This is a genomic window from Halalkalibacterium halodurans, assembly GCF_004376175.1.
GTDB lineage: Bacteria > Bacillota > Bacilli > Bacillales > Bacillaceae_D > Halalkalibacterium > Halalkalibacterium halodurans.
On sequence record NZ_SNUY01000021.1, the window covers coordinates 29650 to 49360 of the forward strand.

30 protein-coding genes are annotated in these 19711 nt (G+C 44.0%); all 30 read left to right on the forward strand.

What is annotated here, in order from left to right; translation table 11 throughout:
- Positions 1-41: 41 nt before the first annotated feature.
- The 30 genes from E2L07_RS08765 to map all read left to right on the forward strand — a co-directional run bounded on the left by E2L07_RS08765 (position 42) and on the right by map (position 19699).
- On the forward strand, positions 42-290 hold the full coding sequence (locus tag E2L07_RS08765) for a 50S ribosomal protein L7ae-like protein (protein ID WP_010896311.1): 249 nt from the start codon (positions 42-44) through the stop codon (positions 288-290).
- A 116-nt stretch (positions 291-406) separates the two neighbouring features.
- Positions 407-826 carry a 30S ribosomal protein S12 gene (gene rpsL, locus E2L07_RS08770; RefSeq protein ID WP_010896312.1) on the forward strand — a complete coding sequence of 140 codons (420 nt, stop codon included), beginning with the start codon at positions 407-409 and terminating at the stop codon, positions 824-826.
- A gap of 46 nt (positions 827-872) precedes the next feature.
- Positions 873-1343, forward strand: a complete 471-nt coding sequence (gene rpsG, locus E2L07_RS08775; protein ID WP_010896313.1) for a 30S ribosomal protein S7 — start codon at positions 873-875, stop codon at positions 1341-1343.
- A 109-nt stretch (positions 1344-1452) separates the two neighbouring features.
- Positions 1453-3531 carry an elongation factor G gene (gene fusA / locus E2L07_RS08780; RefSeq protein ID WP_053432307.1) on the forward strand — a complete coding sequence of 693 codons (2079 nt, stop codon included), beginning with the start codon at positions 1453-1455 and terminating at the stop codon, positions 3529-3531.
- A gap of 124 nt (positions 3532-3655) precedes the next feature.
- A complete protein-coding gene (gene tuf, locus E2L07_RS08785; protein WP_010896315.1) occupies positions 3656-4846 on the forward strand; it encodes an elongation factor Tu in 1191 nt (396 codons plus the stop codon).
- Positions 4847-5166: 320 nt separating this feature from the next.
- On the forward strand, positions 5167-6735 hold the full coding sequence (locus E2L07_RS08790; RefSeq protein WP_134229379.1) for an IS1182 family transposase: 1569 nt from the start codon (positions 5167-5169) through the stop codon (positions 6733-6735).
- 985 nt (positions 6736-7720) lie between these two features.
- Positions 7721-8029 (forward strand): 30S ribosomal protein S10, encoded by a 309-nt coding sequence (rpsJ, locus tag E2L07_RS08795; RefSeq protein ID WP_010896316.1) that lies wholly within the window; start codon positions 7721-7723, stop codon positions 8027-8029.
- A 68-nt stretch (positions 8030-8097) separates the two neighbouring features.
- Complete coding sequence (gene rplC / locus E2L07_RS08800) at positions 8098-8727, forward strand: 50S ribosomal protein L3 (RefSeq protein ID WP_010896317.1); 630 nt, start codon at positions 8098-8100, stop codon at positions 8725-8727.
- Positions 8728-8749: 22 nt separating this feature from the next.
- The gene (gene rplD / locus E2L07_RS08805) at positions 8750-9373 is read left to right on the forward strand and encodes a 50S ribosomal protein L4 (protein WP_010896318.1); all 624 of its coding nucleotides are present in this window, start codon (positions 8750-8752) and stop codon (positions 9371-9373) included.
- A complete protein-coding gene (gene rplW, locus E2L07_RS08810) occupies positions 9373-9663 on the forward strand; it encodes a 50S ribosomal protein L23 (RefSeq protein WP_010896319.1) in 291 nt (96 codons plus the stop codon). The genes rplD and rplW overlap by 1 nt, the downstream gene beginning before the upstream one ends.
- A 28-nt stretch (positions 9664-9691) precedes the next feature.
- Positions 9692-10522, forward strand: a complete 831-nt coding sequence (rplB, locus tag E2L07_RS08815) for a 50S ribosomal protein L2 (protein ID WP_010896320.1) — start codon at positions 9692-9694, stop codon at positions 10520-10522.
- A gap of 60 nt (positions 10523-10582) precedes the next feature.
- A complete protein-coding gene (gene rpsS / locus E2L07_RS08820; protein ID WP_010896321.1) occupies positions 10583-10861 on the forward strand; it encodes a 30S ribosomal protein S19 in 279 nt (92 codons plus the stop codon).
- Positions 10862-10893: 32 nt separating this feature from the next.
- A complete protein-coding gene (gene rplV / locus E2L07_RS08825) occupies positions 10894-11235 on the forward strand; it encodes a 50S ribosomal protein L22 (RefSeq protein ID WP_010896322.1) in 342 nt (113 codons plus the stop codon).
- A gap of 3 nt (positions 11236-11238) precedes the next feature.
- The gene (rpsC, locus tag E2L07_RS08830) at positions 11239-11898 is read left to right on the forward strand and encodes a 30S ribosomal protein S3 (RefSeq protein ID WP_010896323.1); all 660 of its coding nucleotides are present in this window, start codon (positions 11239-11241) and stop codon (positions 11896-11898) included.
- A 2-nt stretch (positions 11899-11900) separates the two neighbouring features.
- Positions 11901-12335 (forward strand): 50S ribosomal protein L16, encoded by a 435-nt coding sequence (gene rplP, locus E2L07_RS08835; protein ID WP_010896324.1) that lies wholly within the window; start codon positions 11901-11903, stop codon positions 12333-12335.
- Positions 12325-12528 carry a 50S ribosomal protein L29 gene (gene rpmC, locus E2L07_RS08840; protein ID WP_010896325.1) on the forward strand — a complete coding sequence of 68 codons (204 nt, stop codon included), beginning with the start codon at positions 12325-12327 and terminating at the stop codon, positions 12526-12528. The genes rplP and rpmC overlap by 11 nt, the downstream gene beginning before the upstream one ends.
- 23 nt (positions 12529-12551) lie before the next feature.
- Positions 12552-12812: a 30S ribosomal protein S17 gene (rpsQ, locus tag E2L07_RS08845; protein WP_053432308.1), complete on the forward strand. Its 261-nt coding sequence runs from the start codon at positions 12552-12554 to the stop codon at positions 12810-12812.
- A 36-nt stretch (positions 12813-12848) separates the two neighbouring features.
- Positions 12849-13217 (forward strand): 50S ribosomal protein L14, encoded by a 369-nt coding sequence (gene rplN, locus E2L07_RS08850; RefSeq protein ID WP_010896327.1) that lies wholly within the window; start codon positions 12849-12851, stop codon positions 13215-13217.
- Between the two features lie 46 nt (positions 13218-13263).
- Entirely contained in the window at positions 13264-13575 is a 312-nt protein-coding gene (rplX, locus tag E2L07_RS08855; RefSeq protein WP_010896328.1) for a 50S ribosomal protein L24, read from the forward strand.
- A 26-nt stretch (positions 13576-13601) separates the two neighbouring features.
- Positions 13602-14141 (forward strand): 50S ribosomal protein L5, encoded by a 540-nt coding sequence (gene rplE, locus E2L07_RS08860; protein ID WP_010896329.1) that lies wholly within the window; start codon positions 13602-13604, stop codon positions 14139-14141.
- 28 nt (positions 14142-14169) lie between these two features.
- The gene (locus E2L07_RS08865; RefSeq protein ID WP_010896330.1) at positions 14170-14355 is read left to right on the forward strand and encodes a type Z 30S ribosomal protein S14; all 186 of its coding nucleotides are present in this window, start codon (positions 14170-14172) and stop codon (positions 14353-14355) included.
- A gap of 29 nt (positions 14356-14384) precedes the next feature.
- The gene (gene rpsH / locus E2L07_RS08870; protein ID WP_010896331.1) at positions 14385-14783 is read left to right on the forward strand and encodes a 30S ribosomal protein S8; all 399 of its coding nucleotides are present in this window, start codon (positions 14385-14387) and stop codon (positions 14781-14783) included.
- Positions 14784-14814: 31 nt separating this feature from the next.
- Positions 14815-15351 carry a 50S ribosomal protein L6 gene (gene rplF / locus E2L07_RS08875; protein ID WP_010896332.1) on the forward strand — a complete coding sequence of 179 codons (537 nt, stop codon included), beginning with the start codon at positions 14815-14817 and terminating at the stop codon, positions 15349-15351.
- A 31-nt stretch (positions 15352-15382) separates the two neighbouring features.
- Positions 15383-15745, forward strand: a complete 363-nt coding sequence (rplR, locus tag E2L07_RS08880; RefSeq protein WP_010896333.1) for a 50S ribosomal protein L18 — start codon at positions 15383-15385, stop codon at positions 15743-15745.
- Between the two features lie 19 nt (positions 15746-15764).
- On the forward strand, positions 15765-16265 hold the full coding sequence (rpsE, locus tag E2L07_RS08885) for a 30S ribosomal protein S5 (RefSeq protein WP_010896334.1): 501 nt from the start codon (positions 15765-15767) through the stop codon (positions 16263-16265).
- Positions 16266-16278: 13 nt separating this feature from the next.
- Positions 16279-16467, forward strand: a complete 189-nt coding sequence (rpmD, locus tag E2L07_RS08890; protein WP_010896335.1) for a 50S ribosomal protein L30 — start codon at positions 16279-16281, stop codon at positions 16465-16467.
- Positions 16468-16498: 31 nt separating this feature from the next.
- A complete protein-coding gene (rplO, locus tag E2L07_RS08895) occupies positions 16499-16939 on the forward strand; it encodes a 50S ribosomal protein L15 (RefSeq protein WP_010896336.1) in 441 nt (146 codons plus the stop codon).
- Complete coding sequence (secY, locus tag E2L07_RS08900; protein ID WP_053432309.1) at positions 16939-18231, forward strand: preprotein translocase subunit SecY; 1293 nt, start codon at positions 16939-16941, stop codon at positions 18229-18231. The genes rplO and secY overlap by 1 nt, the downstream gene beginning before the upstream one ends.
- Positions 18232-18302: 71 nt before the next feature.
- On the forward strand, positions 18303-18956 hold the full coding sequence (locus E2L07_RS08905; RefSeq protein WP_010896338.1) for an adenylate kinase: 654 nt from the start codon (positions 18303-18305) through the stop codon (positions 18954-18956).
- Positions 18953-19699 (forward strand): type I methionyl aminopeptidase, encoded by a 747-nt coding sequence (gene map, locus E2L07_RS08910; protein ID WP_134229380.1) that lies wholly within the window; start codon positions 18953-18955, stop codon positions 19697-19699. Before E2L07_RS08905 ends, map begins: the two co-directional genes overlap by 4 nt.
- Positions 19700-19711: the final 12 nt, after the last annotated feature.

Here is a 19711-nt window from a genome sequence, read left to right on the forward strand (position 1 = left end):
GTGTGCCTAGGAGAATACCTGTAACTTTGGAGGATCGATCCATGTCTTATGAAAAAGTTTCGCAGGCTACGGACTTAGTCATAGGTACGAAGCAAACTCTTAAAGCGCTTGAGCAAGAAGAGGTGCTTGAGGTCGTCATTGCAAAAGATGCGGAGCCCCGCGTTGTCAATAAAGTAGAAGCAATGGCAAGTGTTAAGCAGATCCCTATCATCTATGTCGATTCGATGAAAAAGCTTGGGAAAGCTTGTGGGATCGATGTTGGTGCAGCCACTGTAGCATTGAAAAAGTAATAATGTTTTTGCCTTGCGGAGCACTCCGCTAGGCAAAAACTTTACTTTTACTTAAAAATGAACCACCAGGATCAGTGGTCTTGAAAAACACTGTTAAGGAAGGGAGGAAAACATAGATGCCTACAATTAATCAGCTAATCCGTAAAGGACGTAAGGCTAAGGTGAAAAAGTCCGACTCACCTGCGCTTAATAAAGGCTACAACAGCTTCAAAAAAGTGCAAACAGACTTGTCTTCTCCGCAAAAACGCGGTGTTTGTACGCGTGTCGGTACGATGACACCGAAGAAGCCGAACTCAGCGCTTCGTAAATATGCTCGTGTGCGTCTATCGAACCAAATCGAGGTAACAGCGTACATCCCAGGAATCGGACACAACCTCCAAGAGCACAGCGTTGTGCTTATTCGCGGAGGCCGTGTAAAAGACTTACCAGGGGTACGTTACCATATCGTTCGTGGAGCTCTTGATACGGCTGGTGTTCAAGATCGTATGCAAGGTCGCTCAAAATACGGTACGAAACGTCCAAAAGACAAGAAGTAATGGTTGGATAAAACAATTTGTTTAAATGTTGAAAGGAGGGGAAACAATGCCTCGTAAAGGACCTGTCGCACGTCGCGATGTATTACCAGATCCAATTTACAATTCTAAGCTTGTTACTCGCCTCATTAACCGCATCATGGTTGATGGAAAGCGCGGGATTGCACAAAAGATTTTATACAATGCGTTTGAACTTGTTAGAGAACGTAGCGGAAAAGATCCTATGGAAGTGTTCGATCAAGCGTTAAAGAACATCATGCCTGTTCTTGAAGTTAAAGCACGCCGTGTAGGTGGTGCCAACTATCAAGTACCAGTGGAAGTGAAGCCTGAGCGCCGCACGACATTAGGACTTCGTTGGTTAGTGAACTACTCTCGCCTTCGTGGTGAAAAAACGATGGAAGAGCGTTTAGCTAACGAAATTCTAGATGCTGCAAACAACACAGGTGCCGCTGTGAAGAAGCGTGAGGATACTCACAAAATGGCGGAAGCGAACAAAGCGTTTGCACACTATCGTTGGTAGGATCAAGTTAAGATATTTGTTCAAAAAGAACGGCTTCAAGCCGGCCTTTTTGAACAATTCTACATTTCAATAAATCTAATCTTATGAACGCAGGAAGGAGAAATAACAGATGGCAAGAGAGTTCTCCTTAGAAAATACGCGTAATATCGGGATCATGGCTCACATCGATGCCGGTAAGACAACAACAACAGAGCGGATTTTGTTCTACACAGGACGTATCCATAAAATTGGTGAGACTCACGAAGGTGCTTCTCAAATGGACTGGATGGAGCAGGAGCAAGAGCGTGGAATCACGATCACATCTGCTGCAACAACAGCTCAATGGAAGAACAATCGTATCAACATCATCGATACTCCTGGACACGTAGACTTTACCGTTGAGGTTGAACGTTCTTTACGTGTATTAGATGGAGCTGTTGCGGTACTTGATGCTCAATCAGGTGTTGAGCCGCAAACAGAGACAGTTTGGCGTCAAGCAACAACTTACGGTGTTCCTCGTGTCGTGTTCGTTAACAAAATGGACAAAACAGGAGCAGACTTCTTATATTCCGTAAGCACTCTTCGTGACCGCCTTCAAGCAAATGCGCATCCGATCCAACTACCAATTGGTGCGGAAGACAATTTTGAAGGAATCATCGACTTAGTTGATATGGTCGCTTATTTCTATGAAGATGATCTCGGAACAAGAACGGAAGCGAAGGAAATTCCTGACGAGTATAAAGAGCAAGCGCAAGAGTATCATGAGAAACTAGTGGAAGCTGCTGCTGAACTAGATGAAGAACTCATGATGAAATACTTAGAAGGAGAAGAACTTACAAAGGAAGAATTAAAAGCTGCGATCCGTAAAGGAACGTGTAATGTAGAATTCTACCCAGTCCTTTGTGGTTCGGCATTTAAGAACAAAGGTGTTCAGCTTATGCTAGACGCTGTTCTTGATTACCTCCCTTCTCCACTTGATGTACCTGCAATTAAAGGCCATGTTCCAGATACAGAAGAAGAAGCTGTTCGTAAACCTGGTGACGATCAGCCGTTTGCGGCGCTTGCGTTTAAGGTTATGACAGACCCTTATGTTGGTAAGCTTACGTTCTTCCGTGTATATTCTGGAACGCTAGATTCAGGATCATACGTTAAGAACTCGACAAAAGATAAGCGTGAGCGCGTCGGTCGTATCCTACAAATGCACGCGAACCACCGTGAGGAAATTTCGACAGTTTACTCTGGTGACATTGCAGCAGCCGTAGGTTTAAAAGATACGTCTACAGGCGATACACTTTGTGACGAAAAGAATCTTGTTATTCTTGAGTCTATGGAGTTCCCAGAGCCTGTTATCCACTTGTCCGTTGAGCCTAAGTCAAAAGCCGACCAAGATAAAATGGGCTTAGCGCTTGCGAAGCTTGCTGAAGAGGATCCAACATTCAAAACACACACAGATGAAGAAACTGGGCAAACGATCATTGCTGGAATGGGTGAGCTTCACCTAGACATTATCGTTGACCGTCTTCGCCGTGAGTTTAAAGTGGAAGCGAATGTTGGTGCACCTCAAGTTTCTTACCGTGAAACGATTCGTCAAGCAGCTCAAGTCGAAGGTAAATTCGTACGTCAATCTGGTGGTCGTGGTCAATACGGTCACGTGTGGATTGAATTCTCTCCTAACGAAGAAGGTGCCGGTTTCGAATTTGAAAATGGTATCGTCGGAGGGGTAGTACCAAGAGAATACATCCCATCTGTTCAAGCTGGTCTTGAAGAAGCACTTGAAAATGGTCTTCTTGCAGGTTACCCAGTGATTGACATTAAGGCGAAGCTTTTTGATGGTTCTTACCATGATGTCGACTCAAGTGAGATGGCGTTTAAGATTGCTGCTTCTATGGCACTTAAGAACGCAAAATCAAAATGTAACCCAGTTCTTCTTGAACCAATGATGAAAGTGGAAGTCGTTGTACCTGAGGAGTACATGGGTGACGTTATGGGTGACATCACTTCACGCCGTGGTCGCGTAGAAGGTATGGAAGCTCGCGGTAATGCTCAAGTGGTTAAAGCATTTGTTCCTCTTGCTGAAATGTTCGGTTACGCAACCTCTTTGCGTTCTCGTACACAAGGACGTGGAACTTACACAATGTTCTTCGATCACTACGAGGAAGTACCTAAGAGCATTTCTGAAGAAATTATTAAGAAAAACTCTGGTGAATAATTTTTGCTAGAGATTGTTTCAACAATGGTTTTGTTGTAAGCTAAGAAAGGTGATATTCTGAGGGTATCCGCCTTTCTTACCCATAAAATTTTCTATTTTGTTTATCTAAGGGAGGAAAAGATTCATGGCTAAGGAAAAATTCGACCGTTCCAAAACACATGCCAACATTGGTACAATTGGACACGTTGACCATGGTAAAACAACGTTAACTGCTGCAATTACAACTGTTCTTGCTAAGCGTAGCGGAAAAGGTGTAGCGATGGCATATGACGCTATCGATGGTGCACCAGAAGAGCGCGAGCGCGGTATCACAATCTCAACTGCACACGTTGAGTATGAAACTGACAACCGTCACTACGCGCACGTAGACTGCCCAGGACACGCTGACTACGTTAAGAACATGATCACTGGTGCTGCACAAATGGACGGCGGGATCCTTGTTGTATCCGCTGCTGATGGTCCAATGCCACAAACTCGTGAGCACATTCTTCTTTCTCGCCAAGTAGGTGTACCATACCTTGTAGTATTCCTTAACAAGTGTGACATGGTAGACGATGAAGAACTACTTGAGCTTGTAGAAATGGAAGTGCGCGATCTTCTTTCTGAGTATGACTTCCCTGGTGATGACGTACCAGTTATCCGTGGATCTGCTCTTAAAGCACTTGAAGGAGATGCTGAGTGGGAAGAAAAAATCATCGAGCTTATGGCTGCTGTTGATGATTACATCCCAACTCCAGAGCGTGACACTGAAAAACCATTCATGATGCCAGTTGAGGATGTATTCTCTATCACTGGTCGTGGTACAGTTGCTACTGGTCGTGTAGAGCGTGGTCAATTAAACGTTGGTGACGAAGTTGAAATCATCGGTCTTGAAGAAGAAGCGAAGAAAACAACTGTTACTGGTGTTGAAATGTTCCGTAAGCTTCTTGATTATGCAGAAGCTGGTGACAACATTGGTGCCCTTCTTCGTGGTGTAAGCCGTGAAGAAGTACAACGTGGCCAAGTACTTGCTAAGCCTGGTACAATTACTCCACACACAAACTTCAAAGCTGAAGTTTACGTTCTTTCTAAAGAAGAAGGTGGACGTCACACTCCATTCTTCTCTAACTATCGTCCGCAGTTCTACTTCCGTACAACTGACGTAACAGGTATCATTCAACTTCCAGACGGCGTTGAAATGGTTATGCCTGGAGACAACGTTGAAATGACAGTAGAACTAATCGCACCAATCGCGATCGAAGAAGGTACTAAGTTCTCTATCCGTGAGGGTGGACGTACTGTAGGTGCTGGCGTTGTAGCTTCTATCCAGAAGTAATGGCGATATAGATAAGAGGCTGGGACAAAACCCGGTAAATAAAAAATAGAGAGGCACTCATCCCAATAAGTTTGGGTGGGTGTCTCTCTTTCCTTTTTATGCTCTGCTAAACTTTGTTGTTGATTTTCGCTACAGGATGCTCGCTTGCCTCGGGCATTGCCTCAGCTTCCTCGGGAAAACCGCCCTGCGGGATCTTCGCCGAATGCTTTTCCCGAAGGCGTCTCGCTCCTTTCGCTACAATCAACTAATTTGTTGAAACCTAAAGGACACCTTCTGGTAAAATTAAAGTAACCACACAATAACTTACCGGGGGTGTCCTTATGTTTAAATATTATAACATGGATCAAGTGATTTTGCCGTTAGATTTAGAAGTAAAGCTTCAGGAAAAGGATATTGCCTACACTGTAAATGACCTCGTGGAACAGATTCCTGATGAAGCCTTCGCCAGTTTTTTGCGTGACACGGGCAGCCCTGCTTACCATCCACGAATGATGATGAAAGTGATTTTATGTGCTTACACACAATCTGTTTTCTCCGGAAGAAAAATGGAAGCATTACTCAAGGATAGTATTCGTATGATGTGGCTGGCTCAAGGATACGAACCGAGTTACCGTACCATCAATCGCTTTCGTGTCCACGAAGACGTAAAAGAACTACTACGTCAGTGCTTCGTCCAATTTCGTTGCCAGCTTGTGCAGGAAAAATTGATAGAGGAAGAAGCTATCTTTATTGACGGGACGAAGATCGAAGCGAACGCCAATAAATTTACGTTTGTTTGGCGCAAAGCGACGGAAAAATACAGTGCAGCTTTGGTGGAGAAATCCAATCAAATGTATGATGAATTGCTGGAAAAGGAAATTATTCCGATAATAGAACGGGAAGATCAGGAAGAACTATCTCCTAAAGAACTCCACGAGGTCGTGCAAAAGCTTGACGAGAAAGTGGAGGAATTTGATAAAAAAATTAAAGAAAGTGCAGAAGTAGAGGAACGTAAACAACTACGTTCGGAACGCAAAAGATCGAAACAGTACCTCAAACCGTTCAAAGATTTTTTGGCCCGCAAACAAAAATACCAAAACGACATGTCCATATTCGGAGAGCGTAACAGTTATTCCAAGACGGATCCGGATGCCACTTTTATGCGAATGAAAGATGATTACATGAAGAACGGCCAGCTAAAAGCAGGATATAATGTGCAAATTGCGACAGAAGGGCAATATACGCTTGCATTTGATGTCTTCGCAAATCCAACAGATACACGCACGCTTATTCCTTTTCTGGATAAGATTGAGGAACACTTCTTTAAGCTGCCCCAGTACATTGTCGCTGATGCAGGGTATGGTAGTGAACAGAATTATGAAGATGTAATGAATCGGGAGTGCACTCCACTTATCACGTATAATATGTACCGTAAGGAGAAGAAAAAAAGATATAAAAATAACGACTTTCACTCTGCCAATTGGGAATATGACGAGGAAACAGATTCTTTTACATGTCCAAACGGGCAAAAGTTGACGTTCCGTTACCTATCAAATCGGAAAGATAAAAGTGGTTTTACACGAGCATTTAAAGTCTACGAGTGTGAGGATTGTTCAGGTTGCCCATTCCGTTCCCAATGCACCAAGGCTAAAGAAGGCCATAACCGAAAAATACACTACAATGAAAAATGGGAACAGCAAAAGGAATCCATCAGACAAAAGCTTTCAGAAGAGAAAACGGGCGAAATCTACGGTAAACGTAAGATTGATGTGGAACCAGTCTTCGGATTTTTGAAGGCTAATTTGGGTTTCACTCGTATGTCAGTGAGAGGAAAAGAGAAGGTAAAAAATGAATTAGGTTTTGCATTCATGGCGGTGAACTTGAGAAAGTACACCGCCATGAGCAGTTAATAGGACAACAGATGACCAAAAATACAACTAAAAAGGGTCCAAACATCTTATTTTGATGGTCGGCCCTTTCTACAATTACTTCTTAGTTAGATTTGTCCCAGCCTCTTTTTTGGCTTCGTTTGGAACGGTCGTGCGTGAAATTACATTAAATCTGGACCAGTGAGGATGTGTGGTTTTGAAGCGGCTAGTTTCTTTGTTGACAACCTTTCGACTGAATGATCTTCCGTATTGGAGAATACTCGACTTTTACGAAGGTGGAATTTCTATTAAAAACGCTATCGAATACCATTACGCAGAGGACTAAGGCTAATGCAATAAGAAATTGATTCTGCAGGAAAATATGGAGACAAGCTGACTCATATTTTTGTAGAGACTGAGTTTGAGACTGTAAAGAAGCTTTATACGTGTTGCCGGTCGATCGCTCTTACTTTGAAGGGGGGTGCTACTCCGTTTTTATGAAGGGAGAGGCAACAGGATCTTAAGCCTTCCGGATTACGAAATGGAGCCCATAGTAAATACCCGTTACTACTATCTATTTAGAATTATGAAGTAGTAGGCGTTGAAGTTAAGGAGTCTTTTGCCGTCATGGGGAATTCAACTAAATGAACCAGAGATTCGAGCAATGGCACACGAAGGGAATAGCCGATTTGACCGATGAGTAGAAAATGGAAAGATAAACATAGCACCCACTATTTTCTCTTTAATTTAATATGAAAACCTTAAAAACCGTATGGTAATCAATAATAAGATAGAACTGGAAGGGCTTGCACTCTTAAGTTTCAGCATTTATAATAGAAAAAGTGTGACCAACGCATATTTACACTTGCTTTGGTTTTTTTCGTTGTGTATAATATTGAATGTTGGTCATTGACAGCGATGATGTGGAAGGTTGCTGACACACCCGGCCCCTTTGCCATGGCAGGGTGTGGGGAAATTTTCACGGAGTATGTCTATTTTCAAAATGGACGATAAAGGAGGGGCAATAATGGCAAAACAAAAAATTCGCATTCGTTTAAAAGCGTATGACCACAGAGTTCTTGATCAATCTGCAGAGAAGATTGTTGAAACAGCAAAGCGCTCTGGAGCTAATGTTTCTGGACCGATTCCACTTCCAACGGAAAAGTCGGTTTACACAATTCTTCGTGCGGTGCACAAATACAAGGATTCTCGTGAGCAGTTTGAAATGCGCACACACAAGCGTCTGATTGACATTGTGAACCCAACACCACAAACGGTTGATGCGCTTATGCGTTTAGATTTACCGTCTGGTGTCGATATTGAAATCAAACTTTAATGGAAGCTCAATTATAAATAATGGCAAAACTCATTAAAAATTTTCTTATTTATTAGGAGGTGTGACGGATGTCCAAAGGAATCTTAGGAAAAAAAGTAGGTATGACTCAAGTGTTTGCTGAAAACGGTGATGTCATTCCTGTAACTGTCATTGAAGCTGCGCCAAACGTTGTTCTTCAAAAGAAAACGGTTGATTCAGACGGATATGAAGCAGTTCAACTTGGTTTTGATGATCAGAAACAAAACAATGCAAACAAGCCGGAAAAAGGCCATGCAGCAAAGGCTGAAACGGCACCTAAGCGCTTCATCAAGGAAATCCGTGGAGTGAATCTTGACGAGTTTGAAGTAGGTCAAGAGATCAAAGTAGATGCATTTGCAGAAGGAGACATTGTTGACGTGACAGGCACGTCAAAAGGGAAAGGTTTTGCTGGTGCGATCAAGCGCCACAACCAAGCTCGTGGTCCTATGTCTCACGGTTCTCGTTACCATCGTCGTCCTGGTTCAATGGGTCCTGTTGATCCGAACCGCGTATTCAAAGGTAAAGCATTACCTGGGCGCATGGGTGGAGAACAAGTTACGGTACAAAACTTAGAAATTATCAAGGTGGACGCGGAGCGCAACCTTCTTTTAGTCAAAGGGAACGTCCCTGGTGCGAAGAAGAGTTACGTTACGGTACGCAGTGCGATTAAATCTAAATAATTAAGGGAAAGGAGGGCACATCATGCCGAAAGTTGCTTTATACAACCAAGCAGGTTCTCAAGTTGGAGACATCGAATTATCTGATGCGGTGTTTGGTATTGAGCCAAACGAAAATGTATTACATGATGCTGTTGTGATGCAGCAAGCTTCTTTACGTCAAGGTACTCACAAAACCAAAACTCGTTCAGAAGTACGTGGTGGAGGCCGTAAGCCATGGCGTCAAAAAGGAACTGGTCGTGCGCGCCAAGGTTCGATCCGTTCACCACAATGGGTTGGTGGTGGTACTGTATTTGGACCAACACCACGTAGCTACAGCTACAAGCTTCCTAAAAAAGTACGTCGCTTAGCGATTAAATCTGCGCTTTCTAGCAAAGTGAAAGCAGAAGAAATCGTAGTATTGGAAAGCTTAGCGCTTGAAGCTCCAAAAACAAAAGAAATGGCTAGCATTCTTTCAGGTCTTTCTGTTGACAGAAAAGCCCTTGTTGTTACAGCTGACTACAACGATAACGTTGCTTTGTCTGCTCGCAACATCCCTGGCGTAACCTTCGTTACAGCTGAAGGTGTCAACGTACTTGACGTGATCAAGCATGATAAGCTCATCATCACAAAGGATGCGGTCGAAAAGGTAGAGGAGGTGCTCGCATAATGTCAAACGCTCGCGATGTCATTAAGCGCCCCGTCATTACGGAACGTTCTACCGAAGTCATGGGAGATAAAAAGTACACGTTTGAAGTAGACGTTCGTGCGAACAAGACGCAAATCAAAGATGCGATTGAAGAAATCTTTGATGTAAAAGTTGCTAAAGTAAACACGATGAACTATAAAGGTAAGCCTAAGCGTTTCGGACGTTACACAGGGTTTACAGCTCGTCGTAAAAAAGCCATTGTGACACTTACACCTGATAGCAAAGAACTCGACTTCTTTGAAGGTGTGTAAAGATTAAAAGAGAAGGAGGGAACTGAAGATGGCGATTAAGAAGTATAAACCGACCAGTGCCGGTCGTCGTGGCATGTCTACATTAGATTTCGCTGAAATCACCACGGACAAACCGGAAAAGTCGTTGCTTGCTCCATTGCATAAAAAAGGTGGACGCAACAACCAAGGAAAAATGACGGTTCGTCACCAAGGTGGCGGTCATAAACGTCAATATCGTATCATCGATTTCAAACGCAACAAAGATGGAATTCCAGGACGCGTTGCTACGATCGAATATGATCCAAACCGTTCTGCAAACATTGCACTTATCAACTATGTGGACGGAGAGAAGCGTTACATTTTAGCTCCAAAAGGGTTAAAAGTTGGCATGACCATTGAGTCTGGTCCAGAAGCGGACATCAAAGTAGGTAACGCACTTCCGCTTAAAAACATCCCTGTTGGTACAGTTATCCACAACATCGAGTTGAAGCCTGGAAAAGGTGGACAGCTCGTACGTTCTGCAGGTGCAGAAGCTCAACTTCTTGGTAAAGAAGGAGACTACGTTCTCGTACGTCTTAACTCTGGTGAGACTCGTTACATCCTAGCGACTTGCCGTGCGACTATTGGTCAAGTTGGAAACCTTGAGCATGAGCTTGTGAACATTGGTAAAGCTGGACGTTCTCGCTGGTTAGGCAAGCGCCCAACCGTTCGTGGATCTGCGATGAACCCTAACGATCACCCACACGGTGGTGGTGAAGGTCGTGCACCAATCGGACGTAAGTCACCAATGTCTCCATGGGGCAAGCCGACACTTGGTTACAAAACTCGTAAGAAAAACAAAGCATCTGATAAGTACATTGTACGTCGTCGTAAAAAATAACGGGGTTGTGCTGCGGTTCTTAGAAAAGAACCGTGGGCAATCACGAAGGGAGGTACACACATGGGTCGTAGTTTAAAAAAGGGACCTTTTGTCGATGACCACTTAATGAAAAAGATTGAAACATTAAATGAAAGCAATGACAAGAAAGTCGTGAAGACTTGGTCTCGTCGTTCAACGATTTTCCCAGAATTCGTCGGACATACAATTGCCGTATACGATGGTCGCAAGCATGTACCGGTTTATATCTCTGAAGACATGGTCGGACACAAGCTTGGAGAATTCGCACCAACTCGTACGTACAAAGGGCATGCTGCTGACGATAAGAAAACAAGACGTTAATTGTTAATTGATGAAGAGGGGAGGTCCTGACTATGCAAGCGAAAGCTGTAGCGAAACAAGTGCGCATTGCTCCTCGTAAGGCTCGCCTTGTGATTGATCTTATCCGTGGAAAGCAAGTAGGAGAAGCGATTGCCATTTTAAAACATACGCCTAAAGCAGCTTCACCAATTATCGAAAAGGTTTTAAATTCCGCAATTGCCAACGCAGAGCACAACTATGAAATGGAACCAAATAACCTAGTAATTAGTGAAGCATTTGTGGATGAGGGTGTAACACTCAAACGTTTCCGTCCACGTGCAATGGGACGTGCAAGCCGTATTAACAAGCGCACTAGCCATATTACGATTGTTGTAACAGAAAAGAAGGAGGGATAAAGCGTGGGTCAAAAAGTCAATCCAGTTGGACTTCGAGTAGGCGTCATTCGTGACTGGGAGTCAAAATGGTATGCAGAAAAAGATTATGCGGATCTACTACACGAAGACATTAAAATTCGTGAGTACATCGAAAACCGTTTAAAAGATGCATCTGTCTCTAAAATCGAAATTGAACGTGCGGCTAACCGCGTAAATATTACTATTTCTACTGCCAAGCCAGGTATGGTGATCGGAAAAGGCGGTTCAGAAGTTGAAGCATTGCGTAAAGCATTGAACGAACTTACTGGCAAGCGCGTGCACATCAACATCTTTGAAGTGAAACAGGCGGATCTTGATGCGAAGCTTGTTGCAGAAAATATTGCTCGTCAATTAGAAAACCGTATTTCATTCCGTCGTGCGATGAAGCAAGCGATCCAACGCACAATGCGTGCTGGCGCTCAAGGAATTAAAACACAGGTTTCTGGTCGTCTTGGCGGTGCAGATATTGCTCGTGCAGAACATTACAGTGAAGGAACGGTTCCACTACACACATTGCGTGCCGATATCGATTACGGAACAGCTGAAGCTGATACAACGTACGGTAAGCTTGGTGTGAAGATTTGGATTTACCGTGGTGAAGTCCTTCCAACGAAAGGTAAGAATAAAAAGGAAGGAGGCAATTAATCATGTTGATGCCTAAACGTGTGAAGTTTCGTCGTGAACATCGCGGAAAAATGCGTGGGCGCGCGAAAGGCGGTACGGAAGTACATTTCGGTGAATACGGCCTTCAAGCGCTAGAAGCGTCTTGGATTACAAACCGCCAAATTGAAGCAGCTCGTATTGCTATGACTCGTTACATGAAACGTGGCGGTAAAGTTTGGATTAAAATTTTCCCTTCTAAGCCATACACAGCAAAACCTTTAGAAGTTCGTATGGGTTCCGGTAAAGGTGCTCCTGAGGGCTGGGTTGCCGTTGTAAAACCAGGGAAGGTCATGTTTGAAATTTCTGGTGTATCTGAGGAAGTAGCTCGTGAAGCATTGCGTCTTGCTTCCCATAAGCTTCCTGTAAAATGTAAGTTTGTAAAACGCGAAGAAGTGGGTGGTGACGCAAATGAAAACTAATGAACTTCGCAACTTAACCACTGCTGAAATCGAACAAAAAACCAAATCGTTAAAGGAAGAGTTGTTCAACCTTCGCTTCCAATTAGCGACTGGGCAACTTGATAACCCTACACGAATTCGTGAAGTTCGTAAAAACATTGCTCGTGCTAAAACCGTTTTACGTGAAAGAGAGCTCGGGATTAATAACGGATAACGGATAAAAAGGAGGTTTGCTGAATGGAGCGCAACCAACGTAAGGTTTACACTGGTCGTGTCGTATCCGACAAAATGGATAAGACCATTACCGTCCTTGTAGAAACTTACAAAAAAGACCGTTTATACGGAAAGCGTGTAAAGTACTCTAAAAAATTCAAAGCGCATGATGAGAACAACTCTGCGAAAATGGGAGATATCGTTCGCATCCAAGAAACTCGCCCGCTTTCAAAAGATAAACATTTCCGCTTAGTTGAAATTGTAGAAGAAGCAGTTATTATCTAATTGCCATCGTCTTGATCCGAAGGGAGGTAAGATCGAATGATCCAACAAGAAAGCCGTTTAAAAGTAGCTGATAACTCTGGTGCTCGTGAATTGCTTTGCATTAAAGTGCTAGGTGGTTCTGGACGCAAGACTGCGAACATTGGTGACGTTATCGTTTGCTCTGTCAAGCAAGCAACACCAGGGGGCGTTGTCAAGAAGGGTGACGTTGTAAAAGCGGTTATCGTCCGTTCTAAGAGCGGTGTTCGTCGTAACGATGGTTCGTACATTAAGTTTGACGAGAACGCTGCTGTGATCGTTCGTGACGATAAGAGCCCGCGTGGGACTCGTATTTTCGGACCGGTTGCACGTGAACTTCGTGACAATCAATTCATGAAAATCGTTTCTTTAGCTCCGGAAGTTCTTTAATCATAGTGAGAATAATTGAAAGGCCTTGTCAAGGAGGTGCGACAGAATGCATGTCAAAAAAGGTGATACGGTAAAGGTCATCTCTGGTAAAGACAAAGGGAAACAAGGTGTGATTTTAGAAGCATATCCGAAAAAGGATCGTGTACTTGTGGAAGGTGTCAACATCGTGAAGAAACACGCGAAGCCTTCTCAAGAAAATCCACAGGGCGGTATTTTAAATATGGAAGCCCCAATTCATGTTTCTAATGTTTTACCAATTGACCCGAAAACAGGTGAACCAACTCGTGTTGGCTATAAAGTAGAGAACGGAAAAAAGGTGCGAATTGCTAAGAAGTCTGGCGAAGTGCTTGACAAGTAGTCACTGGTTGAAAGGAGGTTTATCGCATGAATCGTTTAAAAGAGAAGTATCAAAAAGAGATCGTTCCTTCTCTCACAGAGAAGTTTAACTATTCTTCTGTTATGGCTGTGCCAAAACTAGAAAAAATCGTTGTGAACATGGGTGTCGGTGATGCTGTTCAAAACGCAAAAGCGTTGGATAAAGCTGTAGAAGAGCTCACAGAGATTACAGGTCAAAAACCGATTATTACAAAAGCGAAAAAGTCAATCGCGGGCTTTAAGCTTCGTGAAGGTATGCCAATCGGCGCGAAAGTAACACTTCGTGGTGAGCGCATGTATGAGTTCTTAGATAAACTCATCTCTGTTTCCCTTCCACGTGTTCGTGATTTCCGCGGTATTTCGAAAAAGGCGTTCGACGGTCGCGGTAACTACACTCTTGGTGTAAAAGAACAATTAATCTTTCCAGAGATTGATTACGATAAAGTCGATAAAGTACGCGGAATGGACGTTGTTATCGTCACAACGGCGTCTACGGATGAAGAAGCGCGCGAGCTTCTATCACAAATGGGAATGCCATTTCAAAAATAAGTACGACTTTTAAAGAGGAGGTAAAACGTTGGCAAAGAAATCAATGATTGCGAAGCAAAAGCGTACACAGAAGTATAAAGTACGTGAGTATACACGCTGTGAACGTTGTGGTCGTCCTCATTCAGTCATGCGCAAGTTTAAACTTTGCCGGATTTGCTTTAGAGAGCTTGCTTACAAAGGGCAAATTCCGGGCGTGAAAAAAGCTAGCTGGTAAGCCCAAGAACGGGAAGGAGGTAAATATACATGGTGATGACAGATCCAATTTCTGATATGCTAACTCGCATTCGTAATGCGAATACCGTTCGTCACGAGAAGCTTGAACTTCCTGCTTCTAAAATCAAGAAGGAAATCGCTGAAATTTTAAAGCGTGAAGGTTTCATTCGTGACTACGAATATATTGAAGATAGCAAGCAAGGGGTCATTCGTATTTTCCTTAAATACGGTTCCTCTAACGAGCGTGTAATTACTGGTCTTAAGCGGATTAGTAAGCCAGGACTTCGCGTATATGCAAAAGCTGGCGAACTACCACGCGTTTTAGGTGGTCTCGGTATTGCGATCGTTTCTACGTCAAAAGGCGTAATGACGGATAAAGAAGCTCGTCAACAACAAGTAGGCGGAGAAGTATTAGCTTACGTTTGGTAATTGATCTTGAAGTGAATGGAGGTGTCTAAGCATGTCTCGTATCGGTAATAAGCCGGTTGAAATCCCAAGTGGAGTTACAGTTACTGTGAACGGAGCAGATGTAACAGTAAAAGGTCCAAAAGGGGAGTTAAAACGTACGTTCAACCCTGAGATTGTCGTGAAAGTTGAGGATAATACGGTCGTTGTTGAGCGCCCTTCTGATAAGAAGGAGCACCGTGCTTTACACGGAACAACTCGTAGCCTAATTAGCAACATGGTTGAAGGAGTATCAAAAGGTTTTGAAAAGTCTCTTGAGCTTGTCGGGGTCGGTTACCGTGCTCAAAAGTCTGGTCAGAAGCTCGTACTTAACGTCGGATACTCACACCCAGTCGAAATCGTTCCTGAGAAAGGAATCGAAATTGAAGTTCCTTCAAACACAAAAGTAACGGTCAAAGGAATTGACAAAGAGCGCGTTGGAGCAGTTGCTTCTAACATCCGTTCTGTCCGTCTTCCTGAGCCTTACAAAGGCAAAGGGATTCGTTACGAAGGTGAATATGTACGTCGTAAAGAAGGTAAGACTGGTAAATAATCATTAAGATAGCGGAAAGGAATGACGTTCAATGATTACGAAGCCAATTAAAAATGTGGCCCGTAAGAAAAGACACGCTCATGTTCGTCGTACGATCACAGGTACTCCTGAACGTCCACGCCTAAATGTTTTCCGTTCTTCAAAGCACATTTACGCACAACTCATCGATGATGTGAACGGCGTAACGGTTGCAGCAGCTTCTAGCCTTGATAAAGAGCTTAAGCTCGAGAACGGTGGCAATGTCGAAGCGGCGAAAAAAGTAGGGGAACTTGTGGCAAAGCGTGCCTTAGAAAAAGGGTATAAAACTATCGTATTCGACCGTGGTGGATACGTTTATCACGGACGTGTAGCATCATTAGCAGACGCAGCGCGTGAAGCTGGCCTGCAATTCTAATTACAAAGGAGGGAAAAGAATGCGTCGTATTGACCCAAATACGTTGGAACTTGAAGAAAAAGTAGTTGCGATCAACCGCGTAGCGAAGGTTGTAAAAGGTGGACGCCGTTTCCGCTTTGCTGCCCTGGTTGTAGTTGGCGATAAAAACGGACGTGTCGGCTTCGGTATGGGGAAAGCACAGGAAGTTCCTGAAGCGATCCGCAAAGCCGTAGAAGACGCCAAGAAAAACTTAATCGAAGTACCGATCGTTGGTACGACTATTCCTCATGAAATCGTCGGCCGCTTTGGCGCTGGACGTGTACTATTAAAACCTGCATCTGAGGGTACTGGGGTTATCGCTGGTGGACCAGTTCGTGCGGTGCTTGACTTAGCTGGTGTCGGCGATATTCTATCTAAGTCCTTAGGATCCAACAATCCGATCAACATGGTACGTGCTACTGTGAAAGGATTACAGGAACTTAAGCGTGCCGAAGATGTAGCGAAACTTCGCGGTAAAACAGTAGAAGAGCTGTTAGGATAAGGAGGGAAATTACGTGGCTAAAAAGTTAGAAATTACCCTCACTCGTAGTCTCATTGGTCGTCCGCAAGATCAACGTGTGACTGTGAATACTTTGGGCTTACGCAAAATGCACCAAACAGTTGTCCAAGAAGACAACGCAGCGATTCGCGGCATGGTGAACAAAGTATCTCACTTAGTGACAGTGAAAGAAATCGAAGCGTAAATCTACATCTTATACATGAGGAGGTGTCAACATGAAACTTCATGAGTTGAAACCTGCAGAAGGATCTCGGAAAGTCCGTAACCGTGTAGGACGTGGTATCGGCTCCGGTAACGGGAAAACCGCTGGTAAAGGTCATAAAGGACAAAACGCTCGCTCTGGTGGTGGCGTACGTCCAGGTTTCGAAGGTGGTCAGAATCCACTCTATCGTCGTTTGCCTAAACGCGGATTTACGAACCCAACTAGAAAAGAATTTGCAGTTGTTAACCTTGAAAAGCTTAATCGTTTTGAAGATGGGACAGAGGTTTCACCAGAACTTTTGCTTGAAACAGGTGTTGTTAGCAACGCAAAGGACGGCATTAAGATCCTCGGTAATGGTAAGCTAGAGAAGAAGTTAACAGTGAAAGCCAACAAATTCTCTGCTTCTGCAGTGGAAGCTATTGAAGCTGCCGGCGGGAAAACTGAGGTGATCTAATGTTCCGAACGATCTCCAACATTTTTCGAGTGGGTGATTTGCGCCGTAAGGTCATTTTCACCCTGCTCATGCTCATCGTTTTTCGGATCGGAAGTTTTATCCCCGTTCCAGGTACAAACCGAGAAGTGCTAGATTTTGTCGATCAGGCAAATGCATTCGGTTTTTTAAATACGTTTGGCGGAGGAGCACTTGGGAATTTCTCCATCTTTGCGATGGGGATCATGCCATACATTACAGCATCCATTGTCATGCAATTATTGCAGATGGATGTCGTTCCGAAATTTGCTGAGTGGGCGAAAGAGGGCGAAGCAGGGCGTCGTAAGCTAGCTCAATTTACCCGCTATGGAACGATTGTTTTAGGGTTTATTCAGGCACTCGGGATGTCGGTTGGTTTTAACAACTTCTTCCCAGGATTAATTCCTAATCCAAGCGTGGCGGTGTATCTCTTTATCGCACTTGTCCTTACTGCAGGAACGGCTTTCTTAATGTGGCTCGGGGAGCAGATTACAGCTAAGGGAGTCGGAAACGGAATCTCCATTATCATCTTTGCAGGGATTGCTGCTGGAATTCCAAATGGGTTAAATCTCATTTACTCAACACGGATCCAAGACGCAGGGGAGCAATTGTTCTTGAACATTGTGGTGATCTTGCTGCTTGCTCTTGCGATTCTTGCTATCATTGTGGGCGTTATTTTCGTCCAACAAGCGTTGCGTAAAATTCCTGTTCAGTATGCCAAGCGTCTAGTAGGGAGAAACCCTGTTGGAGGTCAGTCGACCCATCTTCCGTTAAAAGTGAATGCAGCAGGCGTTATTCCGGTCATTTTCGCGTTATCGTTATTCATTTTTCCACCAACAGTTGCTGGGCTGTTTGGCAGTGATCATCCGGTCGCTGCATGGGTGATTGAGACATTTGACTATACCCACCCGATTGGGATGGCCGTATATGCCTTGCTTATCATCGGATTTACGTATTTCTATACGTTTATCCAAGTCAACCCAGAGCGAATGGCGGAGAACTTGAAAAAACAAGGTGGCTATATTCCTGGAATTCGTCCAGGGAAAGCAACGCAGACGTACATCACGCGTATCTTGTATCGTTTAACGTTTGTCGGATCACTTTTCCTCGCAGTGGTGGCGATCTTGCCGGTATTCTTTATTAAGTTTGCCGACTTGCCACAGGCGATTCAAATTGGTGGTACGGGCTTGCTCATCGTCGTCGGGGTTGCCCTTGATACGATGAAGCAAATTGAAGCACAGTTGATCAAACGTTCTTATAAAGGGTTTATTAAGTAGGGGGAGCAGGGAAGCGTGGTGTCTTCCCGTTCGCCTTCTGTTCTTAAATTAGAACGATGGAGGGGATAGACTTGAATCTGATCCTTATGGGACTTCCTGGTGCTGGTAAAGGTACACAGGCAGAAAAGATCATTGAGAAGTACGGCATCCCACACATTTCAACAGGTGACATGTTTCGTGCTGCGATGAAGAACGAGACCGAGCTTGGATTAAAAGCAAAATCGTACATGGATGCAGGGGAACTGGTTCCTGATGAAGTAACGATTGGTATCGTTCGGGATCGTCTCAGTCAAGACGATTGCCAAAATGGCTTTTTGCTTGACGGGTTTCCACGAACTGTCGCTCAAGCAGAGGCGTTAGAAGATATTTTGGCGTCACTTGATAAAAAGCTTGATTATGTCATTAACATTGATGTGCCTGAACAGTTGCTGATGGACCGTCTAACGGGTCGTCGTGTTTCGCCTACATCAGGAAGAACGTATCATGTCATTTTCAACCCTCCTAAGGTTGAAGGCATTTGCGATGTGGACGGCAGCGAGTTGATTCAACGTGATGATGATAAGCCGGAAACGGTGAAAAAGCGCCTTGAAGTCAACCAGAAGCAAGCTCAGCCACTTATTGATTTTTATTCTGAAAAAGGCTATCTTCAAAACATTAACGGAGATCAAGACATCTCCCGAGTGTTTGAAGATATCAACGAACTTCTGAAAGGACTCTCTTCATGATTATTTGTAAGACTGAGCGTGAGCTTGAAATCATGAGGGAAGCTGGGAGAATTGTGGCGCTTACTCATCAAGAGATTAAACTTCACATTCAGCCCGGAATCACTACGAAGAAGTTAGATGAAATTGCAGAAACATTTATTCGCTCGCACGGAGCAACGCCTTCCTTTAAAGGGTATAATGGATTTACAGGTAGCATTTGTGCTTCAGTAAATGAAGAGCTGGTTCATGGGATCCCTGGAAATCGGGTGCTAAAAGAAGGGGACATCATCAGTGTTGATATTGGTGCCAAGTACAATGGATATCATGGCGATTCCGCTTGGACATATGCGGTGGGCAACATATCCGATGAGGATCAAGATTTGTTGGATGTGACAGAGACTTCCCTTTACAAAGGGCTAGAGCAAGCGAAAGCTGGTGCGCGTCTCTCTGACATCTCACATGCGATTCAATCGTACGCTGAACCTCGAGGGTATGCCATTGTCCGTGAGTATGTCGGCCATGGTGTTGGGCAAAACTTACATGAGGACCCGCAAATTCCACACTATGGACCACCTGGAAAAGGGCCCCGTTTAAAGCCGGGGATGGTTCTGGCGATTGAGCCGATGGTAAATGCAGGGTCACGCTATGTACGGACATTGTCCGACAATTGGACCGTTGTCACCGTAGATGGGAAAAAATGTGCCCACTTTGAGCATACAATTGCCATTACTGACACAGGGTATGAAATTTTAACAAAAGCTTAAATGTAGGTGATG

Excerpts from the sequence above, each read along its gene's own strand:
- E2L07_RS08765 (WP_010896311.1), top strand. The coding sequence starts at position 42 with ATGTCTTATGAAAAAGTTTCGCAGGCTACGGACTTAGTCATAGGTACG.
- rpsL (WP_010896312.1), top strand. The coding sequence starts at position 407 with ATGCCTACAATTAATCAGCTAATCCGTAAAGGACGTAAGGCTAAGGTG.
- rpsG (WP_010896313.1), top strand. The coding sequence starts at position 873 with ATGCCTCGTAAAGGACCTGTCGCACGTCGCGATGTATTACCAGATCCA.
- fusA (WP_053432307.1), top strand. The coding sequence starts at position 1,453 with ATGGCAAGAGAGTTCTCCTTAGAAAATACGCGTAATATCGGGATCATG.
- tuf (WP_010896315.1), top strand. The coding sequence starts at position 3,656 with ATGGCTAAGGAAAAATTCGACCGTTCCAAAACACATGCCAACATTGGT.
- E2L07_RS08790 (WP_134229379.1), top strand. The coding sequence starts at position 5,167 with ATGTTTAAATATTATAACATGGATCAAGTGATTTTGCCGTTAGATTTA.
- rpsJ (WP_010896316.1), top strand. The coding sequence starts at position 7,721 with ATGGCAAAACAAAAAATTCGCATTCGTTTAAAAGCGTATGACCACAGA.
- rplC (WP_010896317.1), top strand. The coding sequence starts at position 8,098 with ATGTCCAAAGGAATCTTAGGAAAAAAAGTAGGTATGACTCAAGTGTTT.
- rplD (WP_010896318.1), top strand. The coding sequence starts at position 8,750 with ATGCCGAAAGTTGCTTTATACAACCAAGCAGGTTCTCAAGTTGGAGAC.
- rplW (WP_010896319.1), top strand. The coding sequence starts at position 9,373 with ATGTCAAACGCTCGCGATGTCATTAAGCGCCCCGTCATTACGGAACGT.
- rplB (WP_010896320.1), top strand. The coding sequence starts at position 9,692 with ATGGCGATTAAGAAGTATAAACCGACCAGTGCCGGTCGTCGTGGCATG.
- rpsS (WP_010896321.1), top strand. The coding sequence starts at position 10,583 with ATGGGTCGTAGTTTAAAAAAGGGACCTTTTGTCGATGACCACTTAATG.
- rplV (WP_010896322.1), top strand. The coding sequence starts at position 10,894 with ATGCAAGCGAAAGCTGTAGCGAAACAAGTGCGCATTGCTCCTCGTAAG.
- rplP (WP_010896324.1), top strand. The coding sequence starts at position 11,901 with ATGTTGATGCCTAAACGTGTGAAGTTTCGTCGTGAACATCGCGGAAAA.
- rpmC (WP_010896325.1), top strand. The coding sequence starts at position 12,325 with ATGAAAACTAATGAACTTCGCAACTTAACCACTGCTGAAATCGAACAA.
- rpsQ (WP_053432308.1), top strand. The coding sequence starts at position 12,552 with ATGGAGCGCAACCAACGTAAGGTTTACACTGGTCGTGTCGTATCCGAC.
- rplN (WP_010896327.1), top strand. The coding sequence starts at position 12,849 with ATGATCCAACAAGAAAGCCGTTTAAAAGTAGCTGATAACTCTGGTGCT.
- rplX (WP_010896328.1), top strand. The coding sequence starts at position 13,264 with ATGCATGTCAAAAAAGGTGATACGGTAAAGGTCATCTCTGGTAAAGAC.
- rplE (WP_010896329.1), top strand. The coding sequence starts at position 13,602 with ATGAATCGTTTAAAAGAGAAGTATCAAAAAGAGATCGTTCCTTCTCTC.
- rpsH (WP_010896331.1), top strand. The coding sequence starts at position 14,385 with ATGGTGATGACAGATCCAATTTCTGATATGCTAACTCGCATTCGTAAT.
- rplF (WP_010896332.1), top strand. The coding sequence starts at position 14,815 with ATGTCTCGTATCGGTAATAAGCCGGTTGAAATCCCAAGTGGAGTTACA.
- rplR (WP_010896333.1), top strand. The coding sequence starts at position 15,383 with ATGATTACGAAGCCAATTAAAAATGTGGCCCGTAAGAAAAGACACGCT.
- rpsE (WP_010896334.1), top strand. The coding sequence starts at position 15,765 with ATGCGTCGTATTGACCCAAATACGTTGGAACTTGAAGAAAAAGTAGTT.
- rplO (WP_010896336.1), top strand. The coding sequence starts at position 16,499 with ATGAAACTTCATGAGTTGAAACCTGCAGAAGGATCTCGGAAAGTCCGT.
- secY (WP_053432309.1), top strand. The coding sequence starts at position 16,939 with ATGTTCCGAACGATCTCCAACATTTTTCGAGTGGGTGATTTGCGCCGT.
- map (WP_134229380.1), top strand. The coding sequence starts at position 18,953 with ATGATTATTTGTAAGACTGAGCGTGAGCTTGAAATCATGAGGGAAGCT.